The 25,175-nt window shown below is 34.9% G+C and carries 29 protein-coding genes and 2 tRNA genes; 27 read left to right on the forward strand and 4 right to left on the reverse strand.

From position 1 onward, the window contains the following. The 19 genes from BFU36_RS02530 (at position 1) to BFU36_RS02615 (ending at position 9,753) form a co-directional block, all read left to right on the forward strand. The gene (locus BFU36_RS02530) at positions 1-534 is read left to right on the forward strand and encodes a 50S ribosomal protein L5 (protein WP_069282018.1); all 534 of its coding nucleotides are present in this window, start codon (positions 1-3) and stop codon (positions 532-534) included. A 5-nt stretch (positions 535-539) separates the two neighbouring features. After that, positions 540-704, forward strand: a complete 165-nt coding sequence (locus BFU36_RS02535) for a 30S ribosomal protein S14 (RefSeq protein WP_069282019.1) — start codon at positions 540-542, stop codon at positions 702-704. 6 nt (positions 705-710) lie between these two features. Further along, positions 711-1,112 (forward strand): 30S ribosomal protein S8, encoded by a 402-nt coding sequence (locus BFU36_RS02540; RefSeq protein ID WP_069282021.1) that lies wholly within the window; start codon positions 711-713, stop codon positions 1,110-1,112. Between the two features lie 10 nt (positions 1,113-1,122). Then, a complete protein-coding gene (locus BFU36_RS02545) occupies positions 1,123-1,668 on the forward strand; it encodes a 50S ribosomal protein L6 (RefSeq protein ID WP_069282023.1) in 546 nt (181 codons plus the stop codon). Further along, complete coding sequence (locus BFU36_RS02550; protein ID WP_069282025.1) at positions 1,665-2,069, forward strand: 50S ribosomal protein L32e; 405 nt, start codon at positions 1,665-1,667, stop codon at positions 2,067-2,069. Before BFU36_RS02545 ends, BFU36_RS02550 begins: the two co-directional genes overlap by 4 nt. After that, positions 2,070-2,525 (forward strand): 50S ribosomal protein L19e, encoded by a 456-nt coding sequence (locus BFU36_RS02555; RefSeq protein ID WP_069282027.1) that lies wholly within the window; start codon positions 2,070-2,072, stop codon positions 2,523-2,525. Between the two features lie 5 nt (positions 2,526-2,530). After that, entirely contained in the window at positions 2,531-3,121 is a 591-nt protein-coding gene (locus BFU36_RS02560; protein WP_069282029.1) for a 50S ribosomal protein L18, read from the forward strand. Between the two features lies 1 nt (position 3,122). Further along, positions 3,123-3,767: a 30S ribosomal protein S5 gene (locus BFU36_RS02565; RefSeq protein WP_069282031.1), complete on the forward strand. Its 645-nt coding sequence runs from the start codon at positions 3,123-3,125 to the stop codon at positions 3,765-3,767. Positions 3,768-3,773: 6 nt separating this feature from the next. Continuing rightward, positions 3,774-4,250: a 50S ribosomal protein L30 gene (locus BFU36_RS02570; protein WP_069282033.1), complete on the forward strand. Its 477-nt coding sequence runs from the start codon at positions 3,774-3,776 to the stop codon at positions 4,248-4,250. A gap of 1 nt (position 4,251) precedes the next feature. Continuing rightward, entirely contained in the window at positions 4,252-4,686 is a 435-nt protein-coding gene (locus tag BFU36_RS02575) for an uL15 family ribosomal protein (RefSeq protein WP_069282034.1), read from the forward strand. 16 nt (positions 4,687-4,702) lie between these two features. Continuing rightward, positions 4,703-6,112, forward strand: a complete 1,410-nt coding sequence (secY, locus tag BFU36_RS02580; RefSeq protein WP_069282035.1) for a preprotein translocase subunit SecY — start codon at positions 4,703-4,705, stop codon at positions 6,110-6,112. A 3-nt stretch (positions 6,113-6,115) separates the two neighbouring features. After that, positions 6,116-6,697 carry an adenylate kinase gene (locus BFU36_RS02585; protein WP_069282036.1) on the forward strand — a complete coding sequence of 194 codons (582 nt, stop codon included), beginning with the start codon at positions 6,116-6,118 and terminating at the stop codon, positions 6,695-6,697. A gap of 4 nt (positions 6,698-6,701) precedes the next feature. After that, positions 6,702-7,145: a hypothetical protein gene (locus BFU36_RS02590; protein WP_069282038.1), complete on the forward strand. Its 444-nt coding sequence runs from the start codon at positions 6,702-6,704 to the stop codon at positions 7,143-7,145. Between the two features lie 17 nt (positions 7,146-7,162). Continuing rightward, positions 7,163-7,429 carry a 50S ribosomal protein L34e gene (locus BFU36_RS02595; protein WP_069282040.1) on the forward strand — a complete coding sequence of 89 codons (267 nt, stop codon included), beginning with the start codon at positions 7,163-7,165 and terminating at the stop codon, positions 7,427-7,429. A gap of 16 nt (positions 7,430-7,445) precedes the next feature. Beyond that, complete coding sequence (gene cmk / locus BFU36_RS02600; protein ID WP_069282042.1) at positions 7,446-8,006, forward strand: (d)CMP kinase; 561 nt, start codon at positions 7,446-7,448, stop codon at positions 8,004-8,006. Between the two features lie 9 nt (positions 8,007-8,015). After that, positions 8,016-8,258, forward strand: a complete 243-nt coding sequence (gene cedA1, locus BFU36_RS02605) for a DNA import protein CedA1 (RefSeq protein ID WP_069282044.1) — start codon at positions 8,016-8,018, stop codon at positions 8,256-8,258. 7 nt (positions 8,259-8,265) lie between these two features. Beyond that, on the forward strand, positions 8,266-9,051 hold the full coding sequence (gene cedA / locus BFU36_RS02610; protein ID WP_069282045.1) for a DNA import protein CedA: 786 nt from the start codon (positions 8,266-8,268) through the stop codon (positions 9,049-9,051). A 9-nt stretch (positions 9,052-9,060) separates the two neighbouring features. Next, positions 9,061-9,216, forward strand: a complete 156-nt coding sequence (locus tag BFU36_RS14030) for a hypothetical protein (protein WP_185957845.1) — start codon at positions 9,061-9,063, stop codon at positions 9,214-9,216. 117 nt (positions 9,217-9,333) lie between these two features. Continuing rightward, the gene (locus BFU36_RS02615; RefSeq protein ID WP_069282047.1) at positions 9,334-9,753 is read left to right on the forward strand and encodes an archease; all 420 of its coding nucleotides are present in this window, start codon (positions 9,334-9,336) and stop codon (positions 9,751-9,753) included. Here the strand turns inward: BFU36_RS02615 and BFU36_RS02620 are convergent. Next, entirely contained in the window at positions 9,731-10,276 is a 546-nt protein-coding gene (locus tag BFU36_RS02620) for an archaemetzincin family Zn-dependent metalloprotease (protein WP_069282049.1), read from the reverse strand. The genes BFU36_RS02615 and BFU36_RS02620 overlap by 23 nt on opposite strands. 261 nt (positions 10,277-10,537) lie before the next feature. On the opposite strand from BFU36_RS02620, the gene BFU36_RS02625 reads away from it, so the two are divergent. From BFU36_RS02625 to BFU36_RS02655, 7 genes are all read left to right on the forward strand, one after another. Continuing rightward, positions 10,538-10,625 (forward strand) — tRNA-Phe (locus tag BFU36_RS02625). Between the two features lie 1,003 nt (positions 10,626-11,628). Beyond that, complete coding sequence (locus BFU36_RS02630; RefSeq protein WP_069282051.1) at positions 11,629-12,333, forward strand: ABC transporter ATP-binding protein; 705 nt, start codon at positions 11,629-11,631, stop codon at positions 12,331-12,333. A 13-nt stretch (positions 12,334-12,346) separates the two neighbouring features. Then, positions 12,347-14,884 (forward strand): CARDB domain-containing protein, encoded by a 2,538-nt coding sequence (locus BFU36_RS02635; protein WP_231961221.1) that lies wholly within the window; start codon positions 12,347-12,349, stop codon positions 14,882-14,884. Then, a complete protein-coding gene (locus BFU36_RS02640) occupies positions 14,885-16,168 on the forward strand; it encodes an ABC transporter permease (protein ID WP_069282054.1) in 1,284 nt (427 codons plus the stop codon). Between the two features lie 128 nt (positions 16,169-16,296). Next, positions 16,297-16,372 (forward strand) — tRNA-Gly (locus BFU36_RS02645). Positions 16,373-16,986: 614 nt separating this feature from the next. Next, positions 16,987-19,131 carry a glutamate synthase-related protein gene (locus BFU36_RS02650; protein ID WP_069282055.1) on the forward strand — a complete coding sequence of 715 codons (2,145 nt, stop codon included), beginning with the start codon at positions 16,987-16,989 and terminating at the stop codon, positions 19,129-19,131. Next, positions 19,128-21,107: a glutamate synthase gene (locus BFU36_RS02655; protein WP_069282057.1), complete on the forward strand. Its 1,980-nt coding sequence runs from the start codon at positions 19,128-19,130 to the stop codon at positions 21,105-21,107. Before BFU36_RS02650 ends, BFU36_RS02655 begins: the two co-directional genes overlap by 4 nt. On the opposite strand, the gene BFU36_RS02660 is transcribed toward BFU36_RS02655, so the two are convergent. Further along, the gene (locus BFU36_RS02660) at positions 21,091-22,161 is read right to left on the reverse strand and encodes a glycosyltransferase family 4 protein (RefSeq protein ID WP_069282058.1); all 1,071 of its coding nucleotides are present in this window, start codon (positions 22,159-22,161) and stop codon (positions 21,091-21,093) included. The two genes, BFU36_RS02655 and BFU36_RS02660, sit on opposite strands and share 17 nt — an antisense overlap. Positions 22,162-22,178: 17 nt before the next feature. On the opposite strand from BFU36_RS02660, the gene BFU36_RS02665 reads away from it, so the two are divergent. Beyond that, the gene (locus BFU36_RS02665; RefSeq protein ID WP_069282059.1) at positions 22,179-23,057 is read left to right on the forward strand and encodes a glycosyltransferase family 2 protein; all 879 of its coding nucleotides are present in this window, start codon (positions 22,179-22,181) and stop codon (positions 23,055-23,057) included. On the opposite strand, the gene BFU36_RS02670 is transcribed toward BFU36_RS02665, so the two are convergent. Both BFU36_RS02670 and BFU36_RS02675 read right to left on the reverse strand, forming a co-directional pair. Further along, entirely contained in the window at positions 23,025-24,260 is a 1,236-nt protein-coding gene (locus BFU36_RS02670; RefSeq protein WP_069282060.1) for an amidohydrolase, read from the reverse strand. The two genes, BFU36_RS02665 and BFU36_RS02670, sit on opposite strands and share 33 nt — an antisense overlap. Continuing rightward, positions 24,230-24,898, reverse strand: a complete 669-nt coding sequence (locus BFU36_RS02675; RefSeq protein ID WP_069282067.1) for a diphthine--ammonia ligase — start codon at positions 24,896-24,898, stop codon at positions 24,230-24,232. Before BFU36_RS02675 ends, BFU36_RS02670 begins: the two co-directional genes overlap by 31 nt. Positions 24,899-25,175 lie beyond the last annotated feature (277 nt).

Below are 25,175 nucleotides of genomic sequence, written 5' to 3' on the forward strand. Positions count from 1 at the left end.
ATGAGTGAACAAGCAGTTACCCAGAACATTATGAGGAAAATAAAGTTAGTAAAAGTAACTGTGAATATAGGAGTAGGTGAATCTGGAGATAGATTACAGAAGGCATATCAATTACTTCAAGAATTAACTAATGCAAAGCCAGTATATACTAATGCTAAGAAGACGATAAGGGAGTTTGGAACAAGAAAAGGTCAACCAATAGGTGTGAAGGTGACACTAAGAAGGGATAAGGCTTATGAATTTTTGAAAAAAGTATTAGAGGCAGTAGGTTATAGGATAAAGAAAAGCAGTTTTGACGATAATGGAAACGTAAGTTTCGGAATTGCAGAACATGTCATAATCCCTGGGGCTCGTTATGACCCTGAAGTAGGCATTTTTGGTATGGATATAGCAATAACTTTAGAGAGAGCTGGATATAGAATTGCAAGAAGAAGGAGAAAGAAGACTAGAGTGCCAAAAAGACATAGAGTAACTAAGGAAGAGGCTATAGAGTTCTTGAAGCAGAATTTTGGGATTCAAGTTATAGAAGGGTGAATAATATGGGTAAATTTAAACCTCCGGCAGAAAGAAGATATGGAAAGGGAATTCAAGCTTGTAGAAGATGTGGGAGTAGAGATTCTGTGATACAAAAGTATGGAATATATTTGTGTAGACAATGTTTTAGAGAAGTGGCTTATGAGTTAGGATTTAATAAGTATTGGTGATATAAGATGGTAGTAATAAATCCTTTATCAAACGCTCTCACAACTATATATAATAATGAGATGAGAAGAAACAAGCAAGCAATAATAATGCCTGCATCCAAGCTAATAATAAACGTGTTAAGAGTTATGCAAAAAGAAGGATATGTAGGTGAGTTTGAGTTCATTGATGATGGAAGATGGGGTAAAATAACAGTTCAGTTGCTTGGAAGAATTAATAAATGTGGACCCATTACGCCGAGATATCCATTAACATATAGGCAAATGATCAATTTACCAGACTATATTAGGCGATACCTACCATCCAAGGAAATTGGCATAATAATAGTTTCTACTTCTAAAGGTGTTATGTCCCATAAAGACGCTTCTAGGATAAGAACAGGTGGAATTGCTTTAGGTTACGTTTATTAGGTGGTCAGAAATGCAAACAGTTGTTTTGAAGGAGGAAATTGATGTTCCAAATAACGTTAATGTAAAGATCGATGGATCAAAAGTTACTATTAAGGGTCCAAAGGGAGAAGTTAGTAGAGACTTTAGTTACGTTAAAGGAATTGAGATTAAATTGGGTGATAAAAAAATTATCTTAGAGACTACTTTTGCTGATAGACGTAAAAAGGCATTATTCTACACATTACTAAGGCACTTACAAAATATGATTACTGGAGTGACTAAAGGCTATAGATATTATTTGAAAATAATATACACCCATTTCCCTACTACAGTAAAGGTTGTAGGAGATGAGGTTCAAATTACTAACTTAATTGGCGAGAAAGTTGTTAGAAAAGCTAAGATTAGTAAAGGAGTGAAGGTTACTATTAAAGGAGAAGATATAGTAGTTGAGGGTTCTGATATTGAGGCTGTTGCACAAACTGCATCAAATATTGAATTAGCTTCAAAGATAAGAGGTTTCGACAGACGTGTTTTCTCTGATGGAATATTTTTATATAAAAAAGAGGTGATAGAATGAGCGGTCAATTAAAAACTAAACAATATCGTGAGTTAAGGCAAAGATTAAAAGAAAGGAAACCAGAGTTTCTAAGATATGACGCGGATAAATTCTTCAAGCTAGGTAGACAAGAGAAATGGAGAAGGCCTTATGGTAGAGATAATAAGACTCGTTTAAAGATAAGAGGATTTCCACCAAAGGTCAGTGTAGGTTACAGATTACCTAAGGACATAAGGTACTTACATCCAACAGGTTTGAAGAAAGTGATAGTTAATAACGTTGATGAGCTAATTAAGCTTAAAGATCAGAAGGATAATGTAATAGTGATTATTGGAGGCACGGTTGGATTTAAAAAGAGGTTGGATATTATAAATAAGGCTAAGGAATTGGGAATTAAGGTTTCAAACGAGGGTGTTATGTAAATGAGCGATTTATCTTTTCAGAAGAGACTCGCTGCAGAACTGACCGGAGTGGGAATTAGTAAAGTAAGAATAGCTGAAGGTTTTGAAAGTGAAGTCCAAGATGCGCTAACTAGAAGTGACGTTAAGAAATTGATAAAAGAGGGTAAAATAATAATTCTAAGCAAAACAGGTATTAGCAGTGGAAGAGCAAAGGAGAAAAGAAGGAATAGGAGAATTAAAAGTGAAGGTAAAAAAGAAGGTAGCAGAAAGGGCAGAAAGGGTGCTAGAGCTAGAAGGAAACAGTTATGGGTAAATAGGATAAGGAAAATTAGGCAGTATCTAAGATGGCTGAGGGATCATGAGGTTATTGATTCGCATACTTATCGTGAGTTATATTTAAGAGCAAAGGGTGGCTCTTTTAAAGGCGTTTCAGACGTGAGGAGCACATTAATCCAAATGGGTAAAATGAGGGAGTGATTTAAATGGCTCATGGTCCTAATTATAAGGTAAAATTTAGGAGGAGAAGGGAAGGTAAAACTAATTATTATAAAAGGTATAGTTATGTAGTAAGTAACAAGTTAAGGCTAGTTGTTAGAATAACCAATAAGTATATTGTTGCACACATAAGTAAAGTTGATCCTAAGGGTGATATAACAATAGCGTATGCACATTCTATTGAGCTAGTTAAAAAGTTTGGATGGAAGGGTGATACTAACAACACATCAGTTGCTTATCTCACTGGTTACCTGCTTGGAATAAGAGCTTTGAAGAGTGGTGTTCAAGAGGCTGTAGCAGATATTGGACTTCATGTACCAGCTAGGGGCTCTAGAATATTCTATGTAATAAAAGGTGCTATTGATGCTGGATTAAAAGTGCCTTTAGGGGATGTAGGTATTTTAGATGATCGAATAAAGGGTATTCATGTTGCAAAGTATGCGGAAAAGCTAAAGGTGGAGAATCCAGATAAGTTCAATAGATTGTTTTCTAAATACTTAGCGAGGGGGTTAGATCCAGTAAGTCTTCCCTCTCATTTCGAGGAAACTTTAAATAAAATAAAGACAATGGGTGGTTAATATGGCAGAAGAAGTTCCGACGATTAATATTGAGGAATGGAAGCCTAGGACCTTAGTAGGGAAGATGATTAAGGAAGGGAAAATAACGTCAATAAAGGAATTATATGATAGGAATCTCCCAATAACAGAGCCTGAAATAGTTGATGTATTATTACCTAAGCTAAAATATGAGGTTGTTGATATAGCTGTAGTACAAAAACAAACTGATGCTGGAGAGATATCTAGATATAAAGTACTTGTAATAATGGGAAATATGGATGGTTATGTTAGTATTGGCACCGGCAAGGCTAAGCAACTAAGAGTCGCCATTCAGAAAGCTATTAGAGACGCCAAGATGAACATAATCCCAGTAAGAAGAGGTTGTGGAAGTTGGCAGTGTACATGTGGTGAGCCTCATAGTCTACCATTTAAAGTAGTGGGAAAGGATGGTAGTGTAAGGATCGAATTATTACCAGCCCCTAAAGGGACTGGTTTAGTTGTTGGAAGTAAATTAAAGATTTTGTTAACCTATGCAGGAATAAAGGATGCCTGGTCAATTACTAAAGGGGAGACTAGGACTACTGAGAATTTTATAAGAGCTGGGTATAATGCACTTTATAATACTTATAGCTTTGTTACTATGCAAGATTGGGCGAGGAAAAGGTGATTACGCATGGCAGAGTTATTAGCTATAGTTAGAATTAGGGGTTGGGCAAAAGCTCCGTGGTTTGTTAATGAGACTCTTAATTTATTGCGACTGAAGAGAAACTTTAATGCTATGATATATCCCAGAACTTCTCCAATGCTGGGAATGTTGCAGAAAGCATCTACCCATATAACTTGGGGAGAAATAACTGAGGATACTTTGAAGCTATTATTAATAAATAGACTTAGGACTAGGAATGGTGAAAAAGTTAGCAACGAGTACCTTAGAAAGGTGCTAAAAATAGAAGATATAGAAACTTTCTCAAAAGCCCTATATGAAGGCAAGCTGTACTTACATAAGTTGGATGAGTACTTTGATTTACCTTTAACTCTTCATCCACCTAAGGGCGGATTCAAGGGAAGTGTTAAGAGGCCCTATAAAAATAAAGGGGAATTCGGTTATAGGGGTAAAGATATAAATCAGTTGTTAAGGAGGATGGTGTGAGATGGTAGTTAGGAGAGAGAAGAAAACTAGAAAATTAAGAGGGTCTAGAACTATGGGATGGGGAATAAGGGGCCAACACAGAGATAGGGGTTCTGAAGGTAGCAGGCAAATAGGAATGCATAAGGAGAAGTGGTCATGGGTAGTTAAATATGGCAAAGATTGGTATGGTAAACATGGGTTCAGAAACCCTACATCTAAGAAAGTAAGCGCAATATCTTTACGAGAATTGGAGGAGTTAATTGGTAAGGGAACACTAAAAATTGAAGAGGAAAACGGCAAGAAGGTTATAGATCTTAGTAAGTTGGGATATGACAAGTTGTTAGGTAGTGGAAGATTATCGATTCCATTAACCGTAAGAGTATCAAGGGCTAGTAAAAAGGCTGTAGAAAAAGTGAAGCAAATAGGAGGAGAAATAATATTAAACCCAACTCAATAATGTTTTTGAGTAAAGTATGTCATTTATAGACTCATTAGCTAGGCTGGGAGAGTATCTGCCAGCTGTTACTAAGCCGAAGGAGAAGCCATCTTTGGGTCAAAAATTAGTTTGGTCGATAATTGCAGTAATAGTATATTTGATAATGGCTTCAACTCCCCTATATGGAATAACTTCAACGTCTTTTTTTAAGAATTTGATACTTGAACAGATTATTTTTGCCTCTACTGCTGGTACTTTAGCCCAATTAGGGATCGGACCAATCATCACGGCTGGATTAATTATGCAAATTTTAGCTGGTTCTAAGCTTATACAGATTGATTTAAATGATCCGGACGATAGAGTTAGATTCACAGAAGCCCAGAAAGGTTTGGCATTTATATTTATCCTAGTCGAGTCGGCATTATTTGGGTATGTTTTAGCTCGTACATCCTCGAGTATTGGGGGCTCTATATTATTTATAGCAGGTATTGTGATTCTCCAATTAATTGTAGCAACTTTTTTGATATTATTGCTAGACGAAATGATACAGAAAGGCTGGGGATTGGGATCTGGAGTTAGTTTATTCATACTAGCTGGGGTAATGAAGATAATGTTTTGGGATATGTTTGGGATTGCCAGTGTCAGTTCTCAAAACTTACCGGTAGGATTTTTCCCTGCTCTTATATCTACATTATTATCTCACGGCAACGTTCTAAATCTATTAGTAAATACTTCGACTAAGGACCCATTTCAGCCAGATTTAGTAGGACTTGTTACGACTATAGTGCTGATAATAATAACGATATACCTGACTACTATGACAATAGAAATACCAGTAACTTCACAAAGATTAAGAGGGATAAGGAGAACTATCCCGTTGAATTTCCTATATGTAAGTAGTATCCCAGTTATATTTGTTGCTGTTTTAGGTTCTGATATTCAATTGTTTGCATCCCTTGCTGCTTATGTCTCACCTTCAGCCTCAAGTGTCCTTAATGCAATTAGCGCGGCCTTCTTCTTTCCGCCTCCAAATGTTAGTATTCCTCATAGTGTCTTTGCAATAGTACTTGATCCGATAGGTGCGGTGGAATATACAGTAATTTTTATTGTCTTAAGTATATTATTTGGATTATTATGGGTTGACGTAGCTGGATTAGATCCCGCTACACAAGCTCAACAGTTAATAGAGGCTGGAATAGAAATTCCTGGTGTTCGAAGCAATCCAAAAGTCATTGAGGGAATTCTTAGCAGGTATATTTATCCATTAGCCTTCTTTAGTTCAATTATTGTAGGTGTAATAGCAGTTGTGGCAACACTTTTAGGGGCATATGGTACTGGTATAGGAATATTATTGGCAGTAACGATAGCTATTCAGTATTATAGCTTATTAGCTTATGAGAGATCTTTAGAAATGTATCCCATACTGAGAAGGTTAATTGGTGAGTAGGAAATGAAAGTGGGAATTGTAACAGGTATTCCAGGAGTTGGAAAGACAACTGTTTTATCATTAGTTGATAAAATTCTAATAGAGAAGGAAATTCCACATAAGATAGTTAATTATGGAGACTATATGCTGAATACTGGCATAAAAGAAGGTTATGTAAAGAGTAGGGATGAAATAAGAAAACTCCCATTAGACAAACAAAAAGAATTACAAACATTAGCAGCAAAAAGGATAAATGAAGACTTATCTAAAATTAATGGTATTGGATTAGTAGATACTCATGCTGTTATTAGAACACCAGCTGGATATTTACCAGGATTACCTAAACACGTGGTAGAAGTCCTTTCTCCAAACGTGATTTTTTTGATTGAGGCCGATCCTAAAATTATACTAGAAAGGCAAAAGAGAGACTCTACAAGAAGCAGAGTTGACTATAGTGATATTAATGTTATAAGTGAGGTGATAAATTTTGCTAGATATGCAGCTGTTGCCTCGGCGGTATTAGTAGGTGCTTCTGTTAAAGTTGTGAACAATTTGGAAGGAGACCCCTCAGTGGCTGCAAATGAAATAATAAGCACCTTAATGTGAAACTATGGAAATAGATATTTTGTATATACTTCTAATATCGTTTTTTTCTAATTTAGTAGTTTATATGATATACAAGTACTATCTTATGGGAAGAATTTCTAAAGCTATGGATATTGTTGAAAAATATGAGGAGAGATTAAGGAGCGTTAGCTCACCTAAGAGGCGCGAAAAAACCTATCGTAAGGTTTCTAAACAACTAGAATCTTATATCTCTACAGTCAGATACTATATGTTTATAAGGTCAATGATACTAGTAGGGATATACATACTAGATCTCTTTTTAATACTAATGTACCTTAGCTTCAATATATATTTGCCCTTTTATATACCTTATTTAACACTAAAAACTACGACTGGATACTTAATGCTAAATGGATCTCTCTTCGTATTTATAGCATCTTACATTCTTTTCACGCCGTTATCTTTAAGGTCAAATTTAAAAGTATAACTAAGTATTTCTTATTAATGCCTAAACCAGCTCTACGTTCTAGGTCATTAAGAAGAATATATGTTAAGTTACCTAGTGGAAATACTGAAATACACTATGAAAGAAAGAGGAATGATGCTGCTAAATGTGCTATTTGTAAGAAACCTTTACGCGGAGTAAAGACTGATAACTTACATAAATTTAGTAGGACGGAGAAAAGACCTCAAAGACCATTTGGTGGAGTTTTATGCCATAGTTGTTTATCCAAAATAATTATACATGAGGTTAGAAAAAATATTATTTGATTTTTGAGGAGTTTTTATGATTATAGTAATTAGCGGTCCTGCTGGGAGTGGGAAGACCTCTGTAGCGAGTAGGCTAGCAAAGAGTTTATCCTTTAAGTTGGTTTCTGCAGGAAACTTATTTCGTGAGATAGCTAAAGAGAAAGATATGGATGTAATAAGTTTAAATAGGGTAGCGGAGTCTGATTTTGAAATAGATAAGTCTGTTGACAGGAGAATTTATGAATATTTATTAAGCGAGAAAGATCTGGTCATTGAGTCACATATCGCTGGTTGGTTATTTAGAGAATATGCAAATGTAACGATCTATTTATGGGCTCCTCTTAAAGTTAGAGCAACTAGAATTTCTATGAGAGATAATATTCCTTACAACGAAGCATTAATTCAAATCATTAGGAGAGAGTATATGCATTATAGAAGGTTTAAAAAATTTTACGGTATAGATATAAATGATTTATCAGTTTTTGATTTAGTGATAAATACAAACAACATGAGCTTAGATAATGTAGTTAAAGTAATACTTACTTATCTTTTATCAATTTCGTCTAACTCTGGCTCTATAAAAAATGAAGCCAAGTAATGATAGTAGATGGTAAGTTTAATTCAATTCATTCAGAACCTTGATTCAGAAGTCACTGAAGTAGCGTGGAGCATATTTATATTAGCATGGGCAATAGGCTGGGCCCTTAGAGGATCACCAATTCCTATATTTAGAGTAAAGAGAACTGGCCAAGATTTAATAGAAGATGCGATACTTGCTGCATTTTGGATTGCTATAGGTTCTACGGTGTTTTCGTTGATTACTTACTTAGCATCCCAGGTAGGGGGGTAAAAAATAAATGAGTTATTCTCCCTTTTATATACTATTTTTATCTATGAACATAGCAACTTTAACCTATATTCTAGGAGCATTATTTTACGGTCTTCCAATCCCTGTATATGGCGTTAAAAAGTGGGGTCCCAGAATGATAAGTGATGCGATATATGCGGGGGTTTGGATAAATATTTATGGGCTTATTATAGTCTTAGCTAACGAATTACAAAATTTATTAGGAGTAAATTGGAGTATATTTTATACGTACTTAACTAATTTGGAAGCACAAGCTTTCTATCTAATGTTTGAGTTGAAGAGTATTTACTATACATTAGTAAATATTAAAGCCGCGGCGGCAGCTCCAGTGTTTATACCTTTACTTCAGTTCTCCTCATTTATATCAGATATAGTTTTTTTATTACAATTTATTATTGATATTGGAGAGTTTGTTCAAAATTCTTTCATGATTTTAATAGCAATAGGTATCTTGCTACTTTCGTTACCGTTTAGAATAGGAAAGGGTATAGGTGGAAGCTTAATATCGTCATCAATCGTATTTTATATCGGTCTACCCTATTTGCCAATTTTCATGCAGAACATCTATTCCCCACCAACTCAACTACAGTACATTCCAGTATCTGATTTAAACGTGGTTATAGAGACAATAGTTGGATTAGTCCCATCTCTCGTTATGGCTTTTATAATAATTCCTATAATATATATCAGCATATTGGCAGGATTATCGATAGGTTTAGGTAACGCTATTGGTGGTTCCGGTGGAAAAATTCCATTTCCGATAGATTTATTTTAAGGTGATAAAATGAAGAGCTCAACAGTAATAATATTTCTCTTACTAGCTGACACAATAATTGCGTATATATATCTAAAAAATATTTATTTTGTATTATGGAGTGGCATATTGATAGCAATCATATTTCTAATTAATAAATTTATTTTGAAGAAGGTTGAGGGCTAGACTGACCTGACTTCTTTTCCTTTCTAACTTCTTTGGTCATAAATAAAGTAGTCCTTTGTCTTCCTCCCATTTATATCATCAATTAACTATTAATGTTAGAAACATATTATAAATTTTATGAATCCATACGAGTTTTTCGATCACACTGCAGATATAGGTATTAGGGCTTATGGAAATTCACTAGAGGAAGCTTTTTCTAACGCTGCCTTAGCTGTTTTCGAAATAATGACTGATACTACTAAAGTACAGCCGTTGGAATATCGAGAGGTGTTTCTAAATGGATATGATCTCGAAAATTTATTATACAAATGGATAGAAGAGTTGCTATATTACTATGATACCGAATTGATGCTGTTCAGTAAGTTCGATATTGTAATAAATGAAGAAAATATGGTTTTACAAGGAAAGGCATGGGGAGAGAGGTTTAATGAAGCTAAACATGAAAGAAGAACTCTAGTTAAAGCCATGACTTATCACGAGATGTCTATACAAAGATCCGATAACAGATTCATAATTACTTTTGTCGTTGATATCTAGAAATAATATTGGAAATCTTCATTCTGCAACTTTCGCAAAAGTATTTACTCTTTTTGTCAACGTCTTCTATATTAACGCTAAAATTCATTACGCAACCATGATTTTCACAGTGTCTTAAACCTAAGGTATGTCCTACTTCATGAACAACTTCTTTTATAACTCTTTCTGTGAATAAATTCAAATCACTCTCTCTCTTATAAAATTCCTCTCTGAGTCTACTAGTGAATATTATGCAATAGTTCTCCACGGCTAGTCCGAAAATAAAGTTATAACCATTAACATATCCATCTGCATCTAACAAAAACACTACTGAGTCATATTTTAAATTATATTCATTTTTTAAATACTTTAGTAATTCAGCAGCATTATACTGCAATCTTTCCCAGTTAAAACTTGATATCGGTAAATATCTTCTAGTATCAAGCAATATGTCAACATCAAAACCATATGTATTTAAATGGCTGGATATTTCCTCCAATATACTCTTTTCCATTAACGATAAAGGTATAATGAGAACTTTCATACCTCAAACCTCATATTAACTTTACCATGATATTACAGGCCCTTACATGTATTAGGGTGACGAACTTAGTTTTAATACGGTTGTTTAAAAATTTTTATCTAACTTAGAGGGAAAGGGAGAAAATATAAATGTAGGGACCCCTGGAGACCCTGCTTCATTGGCCCCATATACTCTTTTTTGGGCTCTCCAAGGGTGTCGCCAGGTCCCCGTTAAAAATAAAAGGATGAAAAATTATAAAGTCTTAGCTAGTACAGATATAGTGCCGCCGTAGCTCAGCCCGGGAGAGCGCCCGGCTGAAGTTTAAAAAGCAGGGACCGGGTTGTCCGGGGTTCAAGTCCCCGCGGCGGCACTTTAATAAAATCTTTCATTGATGTTAGGTGTGTGGACAACAATTTCATCCACCTCCATAAAATTTTATTCTAACTTATGCTAAATAGATTTCGAGTAAATTGTATTGAAGAATATTTTTAACCATCTCGTTATTGTGTTCTCTGTTGAGTTCCATGTGGAGTCCATACTTGCTAGTTTTAGGCTTCTGAACACTTACTAAGCTTGCCAAAAGTTTCAATACCATGTTTTAACCAAGAGAATGCCTTGTAGACTTATCGTGTAACTTTATCCCTCCAATTCTCAAGCTTACATAAACGTGGAAACCACTCTTACATGAAGAACACAACTAGCCTAGACTCGTAATGCCTAACAACCCATCTCACCATTAACCCTCGACAACGAGTAAATGATCCCCATGCTTAACATCAACCTTAACCTCGTAATTAACATTAGCCAACTTGTGAAAAACAAGGTAGTGTGAGGTAGTAAAGTCCTTTAGCCTAGCAAGTAAAAGGCTAATACAATCTCGTCCAAGGAGTGGAACCTAGGCTTAAAAGGGTAGAGATAATTTGGGTGAGGGCGAGAAAATCAAACCTATTGATATTCTCGCTCCAATAAACAACTCGTCCTCATCCTAAAAATACTTTTCCACGATAAAGAAAATTCAATTTATATCAAAACAACCAAATTGTTGTCTACACACGATGTTAGTGAAGTTGCTTTTTTAATTTTTTAAAACAAAAAGCGAGTTAGTTTAAAATGCCTATAGGTAATTATTTTGTATTCTAAAAAATTCTTAACTTATTATGATATGTTGTATGGAAATAAAACTTATATTAACACTAAAATATTCACATTCTGAGTCAGATATGTGAAGACAATGAAAGTGTACATGCTAGTTCATTATATAGTAAGAATTATGAGATATTTAACAATCTCGAATATTGTTTTGATATCGAAAACGTTATCAAAAAACTTATTAGCTTCGTCATTAGACTTCTTCTAATGAGGTGCCGAATAACATGAATAATGAGGAGATTATAGTAGATGCTGTTGATTTGTCTAAGGTTTATAAGACTAAGAAGGCTGAGTATGTCGCATTAAGAGGCGTATCACTTAAGGTTAGAAAAGGTGAATTTTTAATAATTGCTGGTCCATCTGGTTCTGGCAAAACCACTCTCCTTGATTTGATAGGATTACTTGATACACCATCTAGCGGTAAAATTATAATCAATAATATAGACGTTACTAACTTTAATGAAGATCAGAGGGCTAATTTCAGAAAGAAGTATATTGGCTTTGTTTTTCAGTCGTATAATCTAATAACATATCTTTCAGTCTTGGAAAATGTTGAGCTGGCTTTAGCTTCTTTAGGGATACCAGCGTGGAAAAGAAGGGAAAAGGCAGAGGAGATTTTATCATTAATACCCGGTATGTTAGAACTAAAGAATAAAAAACCTAATGAACTATCTGGTGGTCAACAGCAAAGAGTGGCTATTGCAAGGGCTCTAGCAAATGATCCTAAAATATTAATCGCTGATGAACCTACTGCAAATCTTGACTCAAAAACCGGGTTGGCAATAGTAGAATTGATAAGTAAATTGAACAAAGAAAAGAACGTTACTGTTATAATGGCTACACATGACCCAGATATGATGAGATATGCTGATAGGATAGTTTACATTAGGGATGGTCAAATAGAGAAGGAGGTTGTCCAAAACGAGTAAAGTAGGAATTATTTTGTCCGTTTTAGTTATCTTTTCTCTTCTTTTTTCATTATCAAATTTAACTAATACTGCATCTGAAGCCTCAGCTGGCTATTTTACCACATCGTCACAATGGTTAGTCTCACCACCGTACGTAGCACCTGGAGAGAAACTAGTCCCATTGCAAGTTACACTAGTTTATCACGGTTATACAAATATAACTAACGTTCAGATATATCCAGTGGAGTCTTCACCATTTATTGTAACCTCTAATACTCAAACTTACTCTTTCCCGATTATAATACCTGGACAAGAATACACTTTGACCTTCATAGGTAATATCACGCCTAATATACCGTTAGGAGTATACGACTTTTACATTCAAGTTTATTACACTATTAACGGGATAGAACAAGTTCAAGACGTGACTGTTCAAATCCCTATAATGGGGTATTTACAATTCTATGCACAATCTTCAATTTCCGGAATAGTCTTTCCTGGAGAACATGACTTACCGGTAATACTAACAATATTTAACACAGGTAACACTAATGCCTATAACGTAACCTTATTTACTAATAGTACGTATCCGATAGATTTCATGGCTAAAGTTACTCATATACCAATAATACAAGCAGGATCCTCTTATTCTGTTCAACTGACAGCTAACATATATAATAATGCGAGTATTGGTACTTATCAGATTCCTCTAACAATTTTGGCATATGGGAAATATTATTCATTAAATGTATCGATTTCGATAAACAGTAATCAAAGCATCGAAGGAGAAATCCTAAATCCAAATATTATATTAAGCGAAGGACCAAACAGTAAAGGAGTTACCTTTCAATTATCCTTAATTTATACTGGTCCAGTTAATATAGAGAGTTACTCAGTAGAACTATTACTACCTAAGGGTATAACGAATGTGACCGGAGGAAGCGCTATTTACTTTTTCGGAGGACTACTACAACCGGAATCAGAAGTATCTATACCAATAAATATTAATATTAATAACGTATCATTAGGTTCTTATTCTATTCCAGTTAAAATCGTTTGGAATGCTATTGAAGGCGAGGGTTCAGTAGTCAGTATAACTCAGTATTCATCATTCTCCTTGACACTATTAGGTACTTCAAACATCCAAGTAGTTCCTTCATCATCCCTTCTCTATGCCGGAACGGTAAATAATATTACCTTAAATATAAGGAACACTGGAAATGGGAACATATACAACTTGTCAATAATGCCCTCAACCTCAGTTTCAATATTGAATACTTTACCTAAAATTTCTTTACTTAAGCCAAATCAAACAGTAGATATACCTTTACAAATATACGTTCCTTCAAGTTTACAGGGAGGTAGTATACAGCTTAGCATAACTATAGACTACTTAAATTCTATATATCAACAATCTCAGTATCAAGAGCAAATAGGATTTTATGTTACTCAAATTGTTCCATCAAATCCAATAATAGCTAGCGTTAATGAGACTCTGATTATACCGGGTGAATCTAATAGTGATGATATTGTCTTAGTTAATACTCTGAACGAAACTCTCTATAACATCTCAGTTATTTTGACATCTCCACTATACATCAACGCAACTCTATTTAATATTCCAGCGTTAAAACCAAACTCCCTATATTTCATTCCTATAACATTATTATCTCAGGATTCTGGAATATATTCCATAAGTGTTTCTATTACATTTTATCAAGAAAATATTCAAAGGCAGGAAGAGTTATCTATTCCTATTTACGTAGAGCAGATAAATTCACCTTCAATTCCAATACTAATATCTTTCAATACTTCAACTATATTGGAAGGACAAACCCAGGATCTGGAGTTAAAAATATCTAATATCTTAAATGAGCCTCTCTACAACGTTACAGTATCGTTATCTACTCAAGGTCAAATTTACTTGAACGATACAAATATTATTATACCAGTTTTAAAGCCATTACAAAATCTTGAATTTCCTATCCAAGTTTACACCTCAACTTCCGGTATTGTAAGTTTACAAGCTACAGTAACTTATTACCAGTCTGGACAGCTAAAGACTTTTAACGAGTTATTAAACACTCTATCTGCAGGCTCAGTCAACATTGTGATTACCGGTATTTCATCTGTTCCAACAATAGCTACTCCAGGAGGAATAGTATCTATTACCGCTACTATATACAATTTTGGTACTGGTCCAGCAAATGGATTAACCGTTACTGTTTACCCACCTAGAGGAATACAAGTTATTGGAGAGAATACTTATTATATTGGGAACCTGGGATCTGATACTTCATCAACGTTTACATTTGCGTTTAAGATATTAAATACTACTACACCCGGAAGATATACTATTCCTATTGTTTACACGTATACTAACAATATAGGTCAAGTCATTCATTCTAATTCTAGCATAACGTTAACAATAGCTAATAGTAGTGGTTTCTTTAGAACTACAAGTGCTAAAGATAGGGGTATTGCTATTGATTTACCATTAATCATTATCTTAGTTATTATTGTGATTATTATAGTAATTATAGCCATTTATCTCCTTAGAGTTAGGAGGTGAATGAGCACGAATGGTTTAGATATTATGTGGTTGGCTTATAAGGGACTTGTATCGAGAAAAGCCATAGCAATTTTAGCTATTATAGCAGTTTTAATTGGGGTTGCTAGCGTTACCACTCTAGTAGCGTTCACGCAAGGAGTAAGTCAATCAATACTCTCAATAGTAGAATCTTTAGGTCCTAACACTATATTGATCTTTTCGGGGAGAGGCGAAGGCTTAACGCAAGCTACCGTAGCTACGCTTGAAAGCCTTCCTGGAGTTAGTGCGGTTTATCCAGTAGTGAGTGGTTTTGGAACGATAGATGTTGAAGGTCAATCAATGGGCGTATCTATTATTGGTATAAATAATTTGTCTCCAATTTTAGGTCAAGTAATTTTAGAGGACGGCACAACATATCCACCTGTCACAACTCCTGAAGCCGTAATAGGCTCAGAAGTTGCAAATCCCTTACCTGGGGTATATTTTTCTCCTGGAAGTACAATTACTGTCGAAATTTCTAGAGGATATAGTGTTCCGCTACAAGTAGTAGGCGTATTATCGCCGTCTGGTGCTAATCCTCTGTCTGATTCCTCAACTACAATATTTGTCCCTTTAGGTGAAGCTACAGCTATCTTGAACAGAACTACATATAGCGAAATCATAGTAGAAGCTCAGTCAGTAAAAGATGTAAATCAAGTAGCCAATACGATTCAGCTTATTTACGGAAACGAACTTAATGTTATAACCGTTCAGCAATTAATAGACACTGTATCTACTATTACTTCTGGTTTTAGTTTCCTGTTAATAGCTGTAGCTTCGATCTCTCTTTTTGTTGGGGCTGTTGGCATTATGGCAATAATGTTAAGCAGAGTATACCAGAGAATTAGAGAAATAGGTATAATGAAAACTTTAGGATTAACTACTAAGGATGTTTTAAGCATATTTTTAGCCGAGTCCGGGATTATTGGTCTTATAGGTGGGGTTTTAGGAATTATCGTCGGACTATTAGGAACCTCATTTATAGATGTACTCTCTTCAATCACATCTTCCTCAGCTTCTCAACAAAGCTCCTCATTCGGAGGTGGTTTTTCTGGAGGCAGAGGGGGATTTAGAGGAGGGTTTGGTGGTGCGTTTGCATCTAGAGGTGCCAATTCTGGAGTATTATTTGCTTTTAAACCAGTTATTTCTATTGAAGCAATTCTAATAGCGCTAGTAGTAGCCATAGTAGTTAGCTTGATAGCTGGAATTTATCCCGCTTGGAAAGCTTCAAGATTAACAGTAGTAGAGGCTATTAGGAGGGATTAAAGATAATCTTTTTATTCATTTGTAATTTTTAATTTTATGTGATGATGAGAGGGTCCAATGATTGATGATTGTCGCTGGAAAAACTGATAAAAACTTTTATCCTATAGTACTCTATATTTTTTGACATTGCGGCCGTAGTCTAGCCTGGATTAGGACGTCGGCCTCCCAAGCCGATGATCCCGGGTTCAAATCCCGGCGGCCGCATACATTTCATAAAAACTAAAGTAGAATCTTTATGGTGTAATTAAAAATAGATGACAACCCAAGAAAATTCCTAACAAAGTCTTTTGCTAAACAATAATAGAGATATTATAGAAACAAAGAAGAATTCTTTATGAAGAGTAAAAATATCAAGCTATTCTTAAATAAAAATGATATGCTTTTCAAATTAGTTACTATTATACAGAAATAACGCTACACGTTTTATGATATTTCACTTTTCATTATAGAGACACATTATATATTTGAATGAATTAATAGCCAAATCTTGTTATATTATATTAAATTACTTAACATAATTTATCAGAGCATTCGTGACATCGTTGCAGGTATATCTTAATTACGGATAAAAATTGTTTATAATATATGGGAAACATATAATAGTTATAGCTAATTTTGAACTAAAAAAATAAAAAGCTAATATAAACTATATCATAGTTGAGATAAAAGTTTGATCACAAACAAGATTAAGTTCTAATTATAAACTTATATCATTACTTGAGTGATGAAACAGATGTGATAAATAGAACTATTAAATACGATAAAGTTTCTCATAAACAGTTATATAATATAATGTAGATTTATTAGATGCGATAAGATTGCTCATATACGATAAGTACATACCAGTTCCTAGGCAGATAAATGAGGAATTTTGGACAGTAGAAAAGATAGACCATATTAGGAATTTATCGTTGACTGGAAAGCCGTATAAAATATTTACTCAAGACTCTAACTCATTGAGAATCTTAGATAAAGTAAGGTTCAAGCTGGATAAGTCTCCTGCTTTATCAGAAAGTCCAAAGGCTAAGTTAGACTTCGAATTCTCTGGAATACATATGAAGTCTCCCTTATATCTAGGTGACATGTCCTATGGAGCCTTAAGTGGTAATCCAAATATTGCCATAGCAAAGGCAGCAGATATGACTGAGACATTAGCCGGTACTGGAGAGGGAGGTTTACATCCAGAGGTAGCTAGGTATAAAAGAATTTTCGTGCAATGGGCTTCAGCCAGATTTGGAGTGGATATAAGAGTATTGACTGCTGGTTCTGGTGTGGTGATAAAAATTGGTCAAGGAGCTAAACCTGGTATTGGTGGTCATTTACCCGGTAATAAGGTTACTGAACCAATCTCTATGACGCGTAGAATTCCAATAGGTATTGATGCAGTTTCACCAGCTCCTCATCATGATATTTACTCTATTGAAGATTTGGGGCAAAGAATAGAGGCTTTGAAGGAGGCTACTGGAAAGCCAGTTTTTGTAAAAGTTGCTGCAACTAATTATATTCCTTACGTTGTCTCTGGTATTGCTAGAATGGGGGCTGATGGAGTAATAATAGATGGGCACGGAGCTGGAACAGGAGCTACTCCGGTGGTAATAAGGGATAACGTAGGAATACCCATCGAGCTTGCTGTGTCATCAGCAGACACTATTTTAAGACGTGAAGGACTCAGAGAGAAGTTTACAATTATAGCAGCGGGTAGGGTTTCGTCAGCTACTGATGCTGCTAAATTGATAGCACTAGGAGCTGATCTGGTGAGTGTAGGAACAGCGGCCTTAGTAGCAATGGGTTGCGTTATGGTTCACAAATGTCACATTGGGTCATGTCCAACTGGTTTAACTTCAAAGATTGATGGAACAAGGATTTTCAATATTGAATTTGGCGTTAAAACCCTTATTAACTTTATCAATGGATTTTCATTAGAATTGGCTAATATTCTTGATAATTTAGGGTTAGAATCTATCAAGGATCTTAGGGGAAGAAGAGATCTCCTATATGGTTATGGTTTAACTAATGATACTTTACAAATATTAGGTATTGAAGGTACTGAAGAAGACCTTAACCCCAAAATGGGCGAGTTATGGAATAAGAGAATAATCTCTTATATGCACGAGTTAATGACTAAGGCAAATCCAGTAATAACTAGTATGGGCAGCACTGCTCCTCCAGATGTTGAGAGACCTGCGAGGATAGTAGATTGGTTAAGATCTGATGGAGCTCAAGTTACTCGACCTTCCATTGATCCGTACAGAGAGGATATAGATACATCCTTTTATCTTAAAGGAGGAGAGCTATATCTCTCACTACCAATAATCTTTGATATTACAGAAGCATCAAGTGAATATAAAGATGCGTTTGCTTGGAGTGCTCTAGCCTTATCCTCTGCAGTTTTTGACTATGTTACAATCGATAAGTATTCTGAAGTTTTCATAAGCAATGATGGTAAGGGAATAGCTAAGTGGAATAAAGGAGAACCTGAAGATGACTCTTATTTGTTGATTCCCAGTGACAAAAATGTTATAGATGATGTGATAGGAATTGGTGTTCCCGGATTTATAATTGATGAGGATCTAGGGAGTGATGATCTAGAGATAGTAGTTAGTGATCTTGATACAAAATTAAGGGAAGCTGGAATTAGAAATAATTACGATATATTAGCTAAATCAAGTAGGCTTAGACATTCTGCTGATGCTTTTAAAATGGTTCTGTTAGGAGCTGACTCAGTCATAATGCCCTATTTTGTTTTAGAAAAAGCTATAGGAGAGGGTAATAAGAGCAATCTTGAGGAAAAGGCGTTCAGCTTAATAAGCGGGATGAAAAAAGAAATAGCCTTACTTGCTGGTGCAGCAGGGGTATATAGCGTTCAGTCTACATTGACGGGTAATAGAGAGCTACTTCGTTCAATAAATCTTAACTCGATAATAAGGAACGAGTTAAGGATTAAGTCTGCAGGTGAGTTATAATGGAATATACCCCTTCTGGTTGTGGTGTTCTAGGTGTTTTAAGAAAGAGGAATGCCCCTAAGATTGGGGGTGAAGCTGTAGTAAGAGGGATAGATAGAGTAAGATATAGGGGAAGTGATAAAGGAGCTGGATTTGCTGTTTTTAATCTTCATGATAGGAACTATTACGTTATAAAGACGTTCTATAAAGGTAATCCTAATGAATTAAAAGAGATTCTTTCGGATTACGGAATTTACGTAAAGGATATTAAGTATGATTATGTTAGGTCAAACCTCTGCGACTGTAACGTTATTACTTTAGGAGATATTAACGAGATAAAGAAGGCTATAAGAAACGTTAATGAAATTTTATGGAACCAAGATAGGAAGGGAAGAATATATAGTATAGGTAGTTCTCTTCAAGTGTTTAAGGGTGTTGGATATCCTATCGAAGTGGCTAAGAAGTATAATGTGGAAAATTTGGAGGGTGATTTATGGTTAGCTCATACTAGACAGCCCACTAATTCACCAGGCTATTTTCCTTTCTGGTCGCATCCATTCTCTACATTTAATATAGCAATAGTGCATAATGGTGACGTAAGTTCTTTTGGAGCTAACGTGGAGTATCTAAGATCAAGAGGGTTGAGTAGTTTCGTTGGAACGGATAGTGAAGTGATAGCGTTTTTATTTGAAGAATTATTATCAGAAGGGTTAACTATCGAAGAAGTTGTGAATATTATTATAAATCCTTCAAGAAGATTTAACGGGTTGCCAAATCACGTAGATTACTTGTATAGGAATTCCAGGCTAGATGGTCCGTTTACCGCAATTATAGGTTATGATTCTGGTGATGATTTATACTTAATTGCGATAGCTGATAGGGCTAAGTTCAGACCCGCTATAGTGGGAGAGGACGATTATTATTATTATGTAGCAAGCGAGGAGAATGAGATAAGGGAAATAAGTCCTAAAGCTAAGGTATGGACTCTTAAGCCTGGATCATACTTTATAGCGTCGATTAACAAAGGAGTTATTTCTTATGGTAGAAACGAGGAAGAATTAGGATCATTTTCTCCTCCACCCGTTATGGTCCCAGAAAACTATGACATAAACGCGTACGATATAGGGTACAAGGATCTAAATTACGAAATTTTGAAATTAGCAATATCTGGGAAGAAAGAGATAACAGTTGCAAATGTTATGGGGCATAGGTATATTGGGATAAATTTACCTGCTAAGGTCATACAAGGACTTAGAATTAATCTTTATGGTGTTGTAGGCAATTGTTTAGCTAATCTTAATGAGGGAAACAACTTTTACGTATATGGTAATGTAGCAGATGATTGTTGTGATACGATGCATGGCGGAAAGGTGGTAATATATGGTGATGCGAGAGACGTTTTAGGTCAAGCTTTTCAAAATGGTAGAATTTACGTTAGAGGTAATGCAGGAAATAGAGTAGGTATTCAGATGAGGGAATATAAAGATAAAAAACCATATCTAATAATCGGTGGAATGGTCGATGATTACTTAGGAGAATACATGGCGGGAGGAGCTATAGTCGTCTTTGGCAAGAATATGAGAAGGGAACCCGTAGGAAATTTTGTAGGAAGCGGCATGGTAGGAGGGAAAATCTATATAAGGGGCAGGGTTTCCCCAGAAAAGATCGGACTTCAGCCACCAAAGCAAGAAATTAATAAGTTTTTAAAGGCTCTGCTACTAAAAAATCTTATAACGGAAGATCAGTATAACTCTCTCAGTAGGGAGGAGTACATTGATTTAATAGATAAGTTGGAGGGTAATGCTAAGGAGTATGCCAAGAAGTTGTTCGAAGAGAAAATTGGAATGCCTCATTACGAATATAGAGAATTGTCGGAGGAAGAATTCAAAGACCTATTACCAATAATTGAGGATTACTCAAATGAAATGAATGACCATTCATTTCTTGAGTTATTAAAAGAGAAGTTCACTATAATAACAGCTAGGAAATTAAAGTGAGAATTTTTGACATAAACTTATTCTTAAACGTGACTTTATCGAACCCTAGAGATCTCTTTTTCATCTCTCGTCTAATTTCAATATCTCTCTTGTCCTCTATTAGATCCTTTAAAATTTTGGAAGCCTCATCTATGTCAGAATATGAAAATTCAGGTACTATTTCATATGCTCCACTCTCCTTAGGTACAATGGGAATAAGGCCAGAGGACATGGCCTCTATCACCGGTATGCCAAAGTGTTCTCCCATAGTCGGGTGAAAGTATATCTTCACCTTTTCCATAATCTTGAGTAGCTCTTCTCTTCCTAGATTCGTATAAATTTCTATATCGGCATTTAGCTTGTTTCTCAGCTTAATCAGTTTCTGCATATAGCTTTTCTCATTTAGAGATCCTACTATAATTCCCTTAATACCAGTTTTTGCTGATAGTAGTATACTATTCTCTAGCATTTTCCCTCTCTCTATTCTACCTATGGTTAGAAATGCGTTATCTCTTGAATTCTCGTTATATGCTTTAGAATAAAACTCGACATCAACGGGAGGATAGATTACTTCTGGCTCTTGTATATTATATACCTCAGCTATAGCCTTTGCTGAATATCTAGAATTAGCTATTATTTTAGCCCTCTTGGCTTCATCTTTCATTCTATTTACTATTGTCCTAAATGGAAGTAGGTATAGCTTCCATATGAGTGATCTATTATATTTACTAGGTACATTAGAAATCGAAGGTGCTCCAGCATATATAATGTGTGGGGCAAGATTTGATAAAGGTAACGGGACTCCTGATAAATTTATGTATAACTTAGGCTTTACCTTTTTAGCTGTATAGTAAGAAAGTAGTCTTTGATACTTATCAAATTTAGACAAATGGAATGGTAAGGAATAGACTGAGGGCAAAAATAAGTCATAAGGTTTAGAAAAACTAACAGCAATGTACTGGATTTTTTCCTCATTTAACATTTCAAAAACTGTTTTGTAAACATTTCCTTCTCCACTGTAAGTTTTACTCATTCCTAAACCATGAGCAATTACTGCAACTTTTATTTCTCTCATTTATGTATTTGGTAATAATGGTTAAGATTATAATACCTGTCGGTCCTTCTGACAATCTAGATTGGGTAAAAAAGTCCGTATTTTCAGCTATATCTCAACCTGTTGATGGAGTAATAGTTTATGACAATAGTGAAAGAAGAGATATAAATGAATTTTTTGAGAGCCTTAAGGACAAAATAATTTATGTCAAGGACGAGAGAATGAAGAAAGTTAATATGGCTAAGTTGAGAAATAAGATGCTTAAGCTTGCTAATGATAAATACATAATAATGTTGGATAGTGATGTGGTTATACCTAAAGATTATTCTAAGAGACTTATAGATAAGCTAGAGAAAGGAGTTGTCTTTACTTGGATGCATTATGCTTATTCAGAGGATGAAGTAGACAAACATTTATCAGTAAATGAGCATAATCCAAATTTAGGTTGTAGTGGGTTAAACAGAGAAGTAATAAAGGAATTTGACGAGAGATATGAGAGAGATGAAGACGTATGGCTTTATGCTAAACTAAAAAAATCTGGGTACATAGTAGAACCGGCAGATGGTAGATGTCTCCATCTTAACAAGGTTCATGCTAGACTAGATTTCTCCTCATCTATCAAGGAGGCTAGGAGGAACTTGTGGAGAAGTAAATATGATATAATGTTGATGTTTGACGGGCTAATAGATTTCACTTTTTTGACTGGCTATGCATACTATGGTAGCTATTATATTCTAGGACTACTATCTGGCTTAATTTTTCCACCTTTAGCAGTCCTATACATTCCTTTGATAGGATATGGTATACGTTATTATGGTGGTGTTAGGAAATTCTTATTAAATCTAATACCAGGCTTAGCACTAGCTTTATCCTCTCCTTACGGATTATGGTACAATTTGGTCAATAAGAGAAAGTAACTCTAATCTTCTAGTATGGAATATTTTAGCCTTTTCCTCGTCATAGACCATTTTCCCATTCACTATTACTTTTTTAACGTATTCTCCAACAGCATTATAAACGATATGTGAGAGTATTCTATCTTTCCTTAATGGATAGAGATAATTCTTGTCTAGTAATACTAGATCAGCAATATAATCTTTTTCTATTTTACCTCCCTTTATTCCTAAAAGCTTGTATCCTTCGAACGTAGCCGACCTAAAAGCGTGGTATGCTTTTATACTTGCATCCCAATACGAATGCCTTTGAAGTAATACTGCATTTTTCATCTCCCTAAACATATCTAAAGAGTTATTACTAGCTGCGCTATCAGTACCGAGAGTTATATTTATATTTTTTTCTAACATTTCTTTGAACGGGAAGAATCCAGCAGTGGCTAATTTCATATTTGATGTCGGACAATGTGTAGCCTTATATACGTAATTTAGTTCCCAGCTTGCAACCCACCCTAAATGAACCATCTGCGATAATTTATCGATTTCATAATCATGAAGAAGTTCTACTGGGAACTTTCCATACCTCTTCTTGACCTCATAAATCTCCTTTCTTGTTTCAGAAACGTGAATGTGTATCCAGGTATCAGTTTCCTTAGCTAACTGTTTTGCTAATTTTAACGTGTTCAAAGAATTTGCATAAATGCTATGAACGTTAACTATCGGATAAAACATTTCTTTTTTCTTTAACATTCTCTGCTTCTTATCTATTTCATAAGGGTCGTAAAGATTATCTAAAAAAGTATATCCTGCTGCAGCCCTTATTCCATACATATTAGAAAGTTTTTCTATACCTTCTGGATTAAAGTACATGTCAACAAACGCTGTAGTTCCTTTAGAGAGCATTTCAATTATAGCTAGCTCGGACGCTAAATCCATCCAACTTTGTTTGAACTCTTTTTCAAAATCCCACATCTTTTCTAACCATAATGTTAGTTCTGCATCGTCATAATATCCACGTAAGACTATCATTGGAGTATGGGTATGAGCGTTAACTAATCCGGGGATCACTATATACTGATTACATTCGATTTCATCTCCTTCAGAATAATTTCCAACTTCCTTTATCTTGCCATCTTGTATTACTATATTACTGTCTTCGATTATACTATCATAATTAACTATGTACTTACATTTTTTCAGTGTATACGTATTATTTCGTATCTCCACTCAAACTCACTTATCTTCTTTATCCTACCTTCAACTTTTAACTCTCTTTTAAACAACGGAGCAAAAACAACGAAAGTCTCAGCTTCACCTCCCTCAAAAGCAGCATTAAAACCATATTTTTTTGACGCAGATATTATATTTTCTATGTCTTCCTCATTAATTATTTTTCCTAAGAGGTTAAAGGGAAAACCGTAAGCTGAAGCCGACGTGATAATAAATTTATAACCTTCTTTTATTAGCCATCGCATATATTCCTCTTGATTTTTTCTCCAAATTGGGTTGTATGTTTTTAAGCCGACCTCTTCAGCGATTATACTAATATTTAATCTCTGATAGTCAGATAACAATGCCCCACTCACTATGCCTTGTGCCCCTAACTTCTTTGCTTCCAAAAAAGCTCTTTTTAGATCTTGTAATTCTATATCACGTTGACCGGTAGTCTCAAATACTAATAATTTAAAGCCCATCGCATCAGCTTGATATCTAGTATAATTTACGTTAGGATACTGAAACATCCAAGAGTCTTCTCTTTTAGGTATTAAGGTTATTAAACATGAAATTTCGAACCCTTTTAGAATTGCCCAGTGTAGAGCATAGGTGCTATCTTTACCTCCTGAGTACAATGCGCACACATTCAATATTAGAAAAGTAGGAAAGGAGTAAAAAAGAGTTAACTTTAATATTTCATGGGTAATTAGCTAAATAAATTATTTCTTTTTCTGTTGTTGCTCTCCGCCACCTTGTTGCTGTTGACCTTCCTTCTTCTTCTTCGCCATTTTTTCTCTGATTTTATTTTGGTAAGGAATTACTTAATAAGCATTCCTAACTACATCTTAGTTGAATATTATCGTAAAAAAGCTACGTTATTCCATAAATAGTTTCTTCCCTTAAATGGGAAGTATATAAAATATTCTT

Source organism: Sulfolobus sp. A20, from assembly GCF_001719125.1.
Classification (GTDB): domain Archaea; phylum Thermoproteota; class Thermoprotei_A; order Sulfolobales; family Sulfolobaceae; genus Saccharolobus.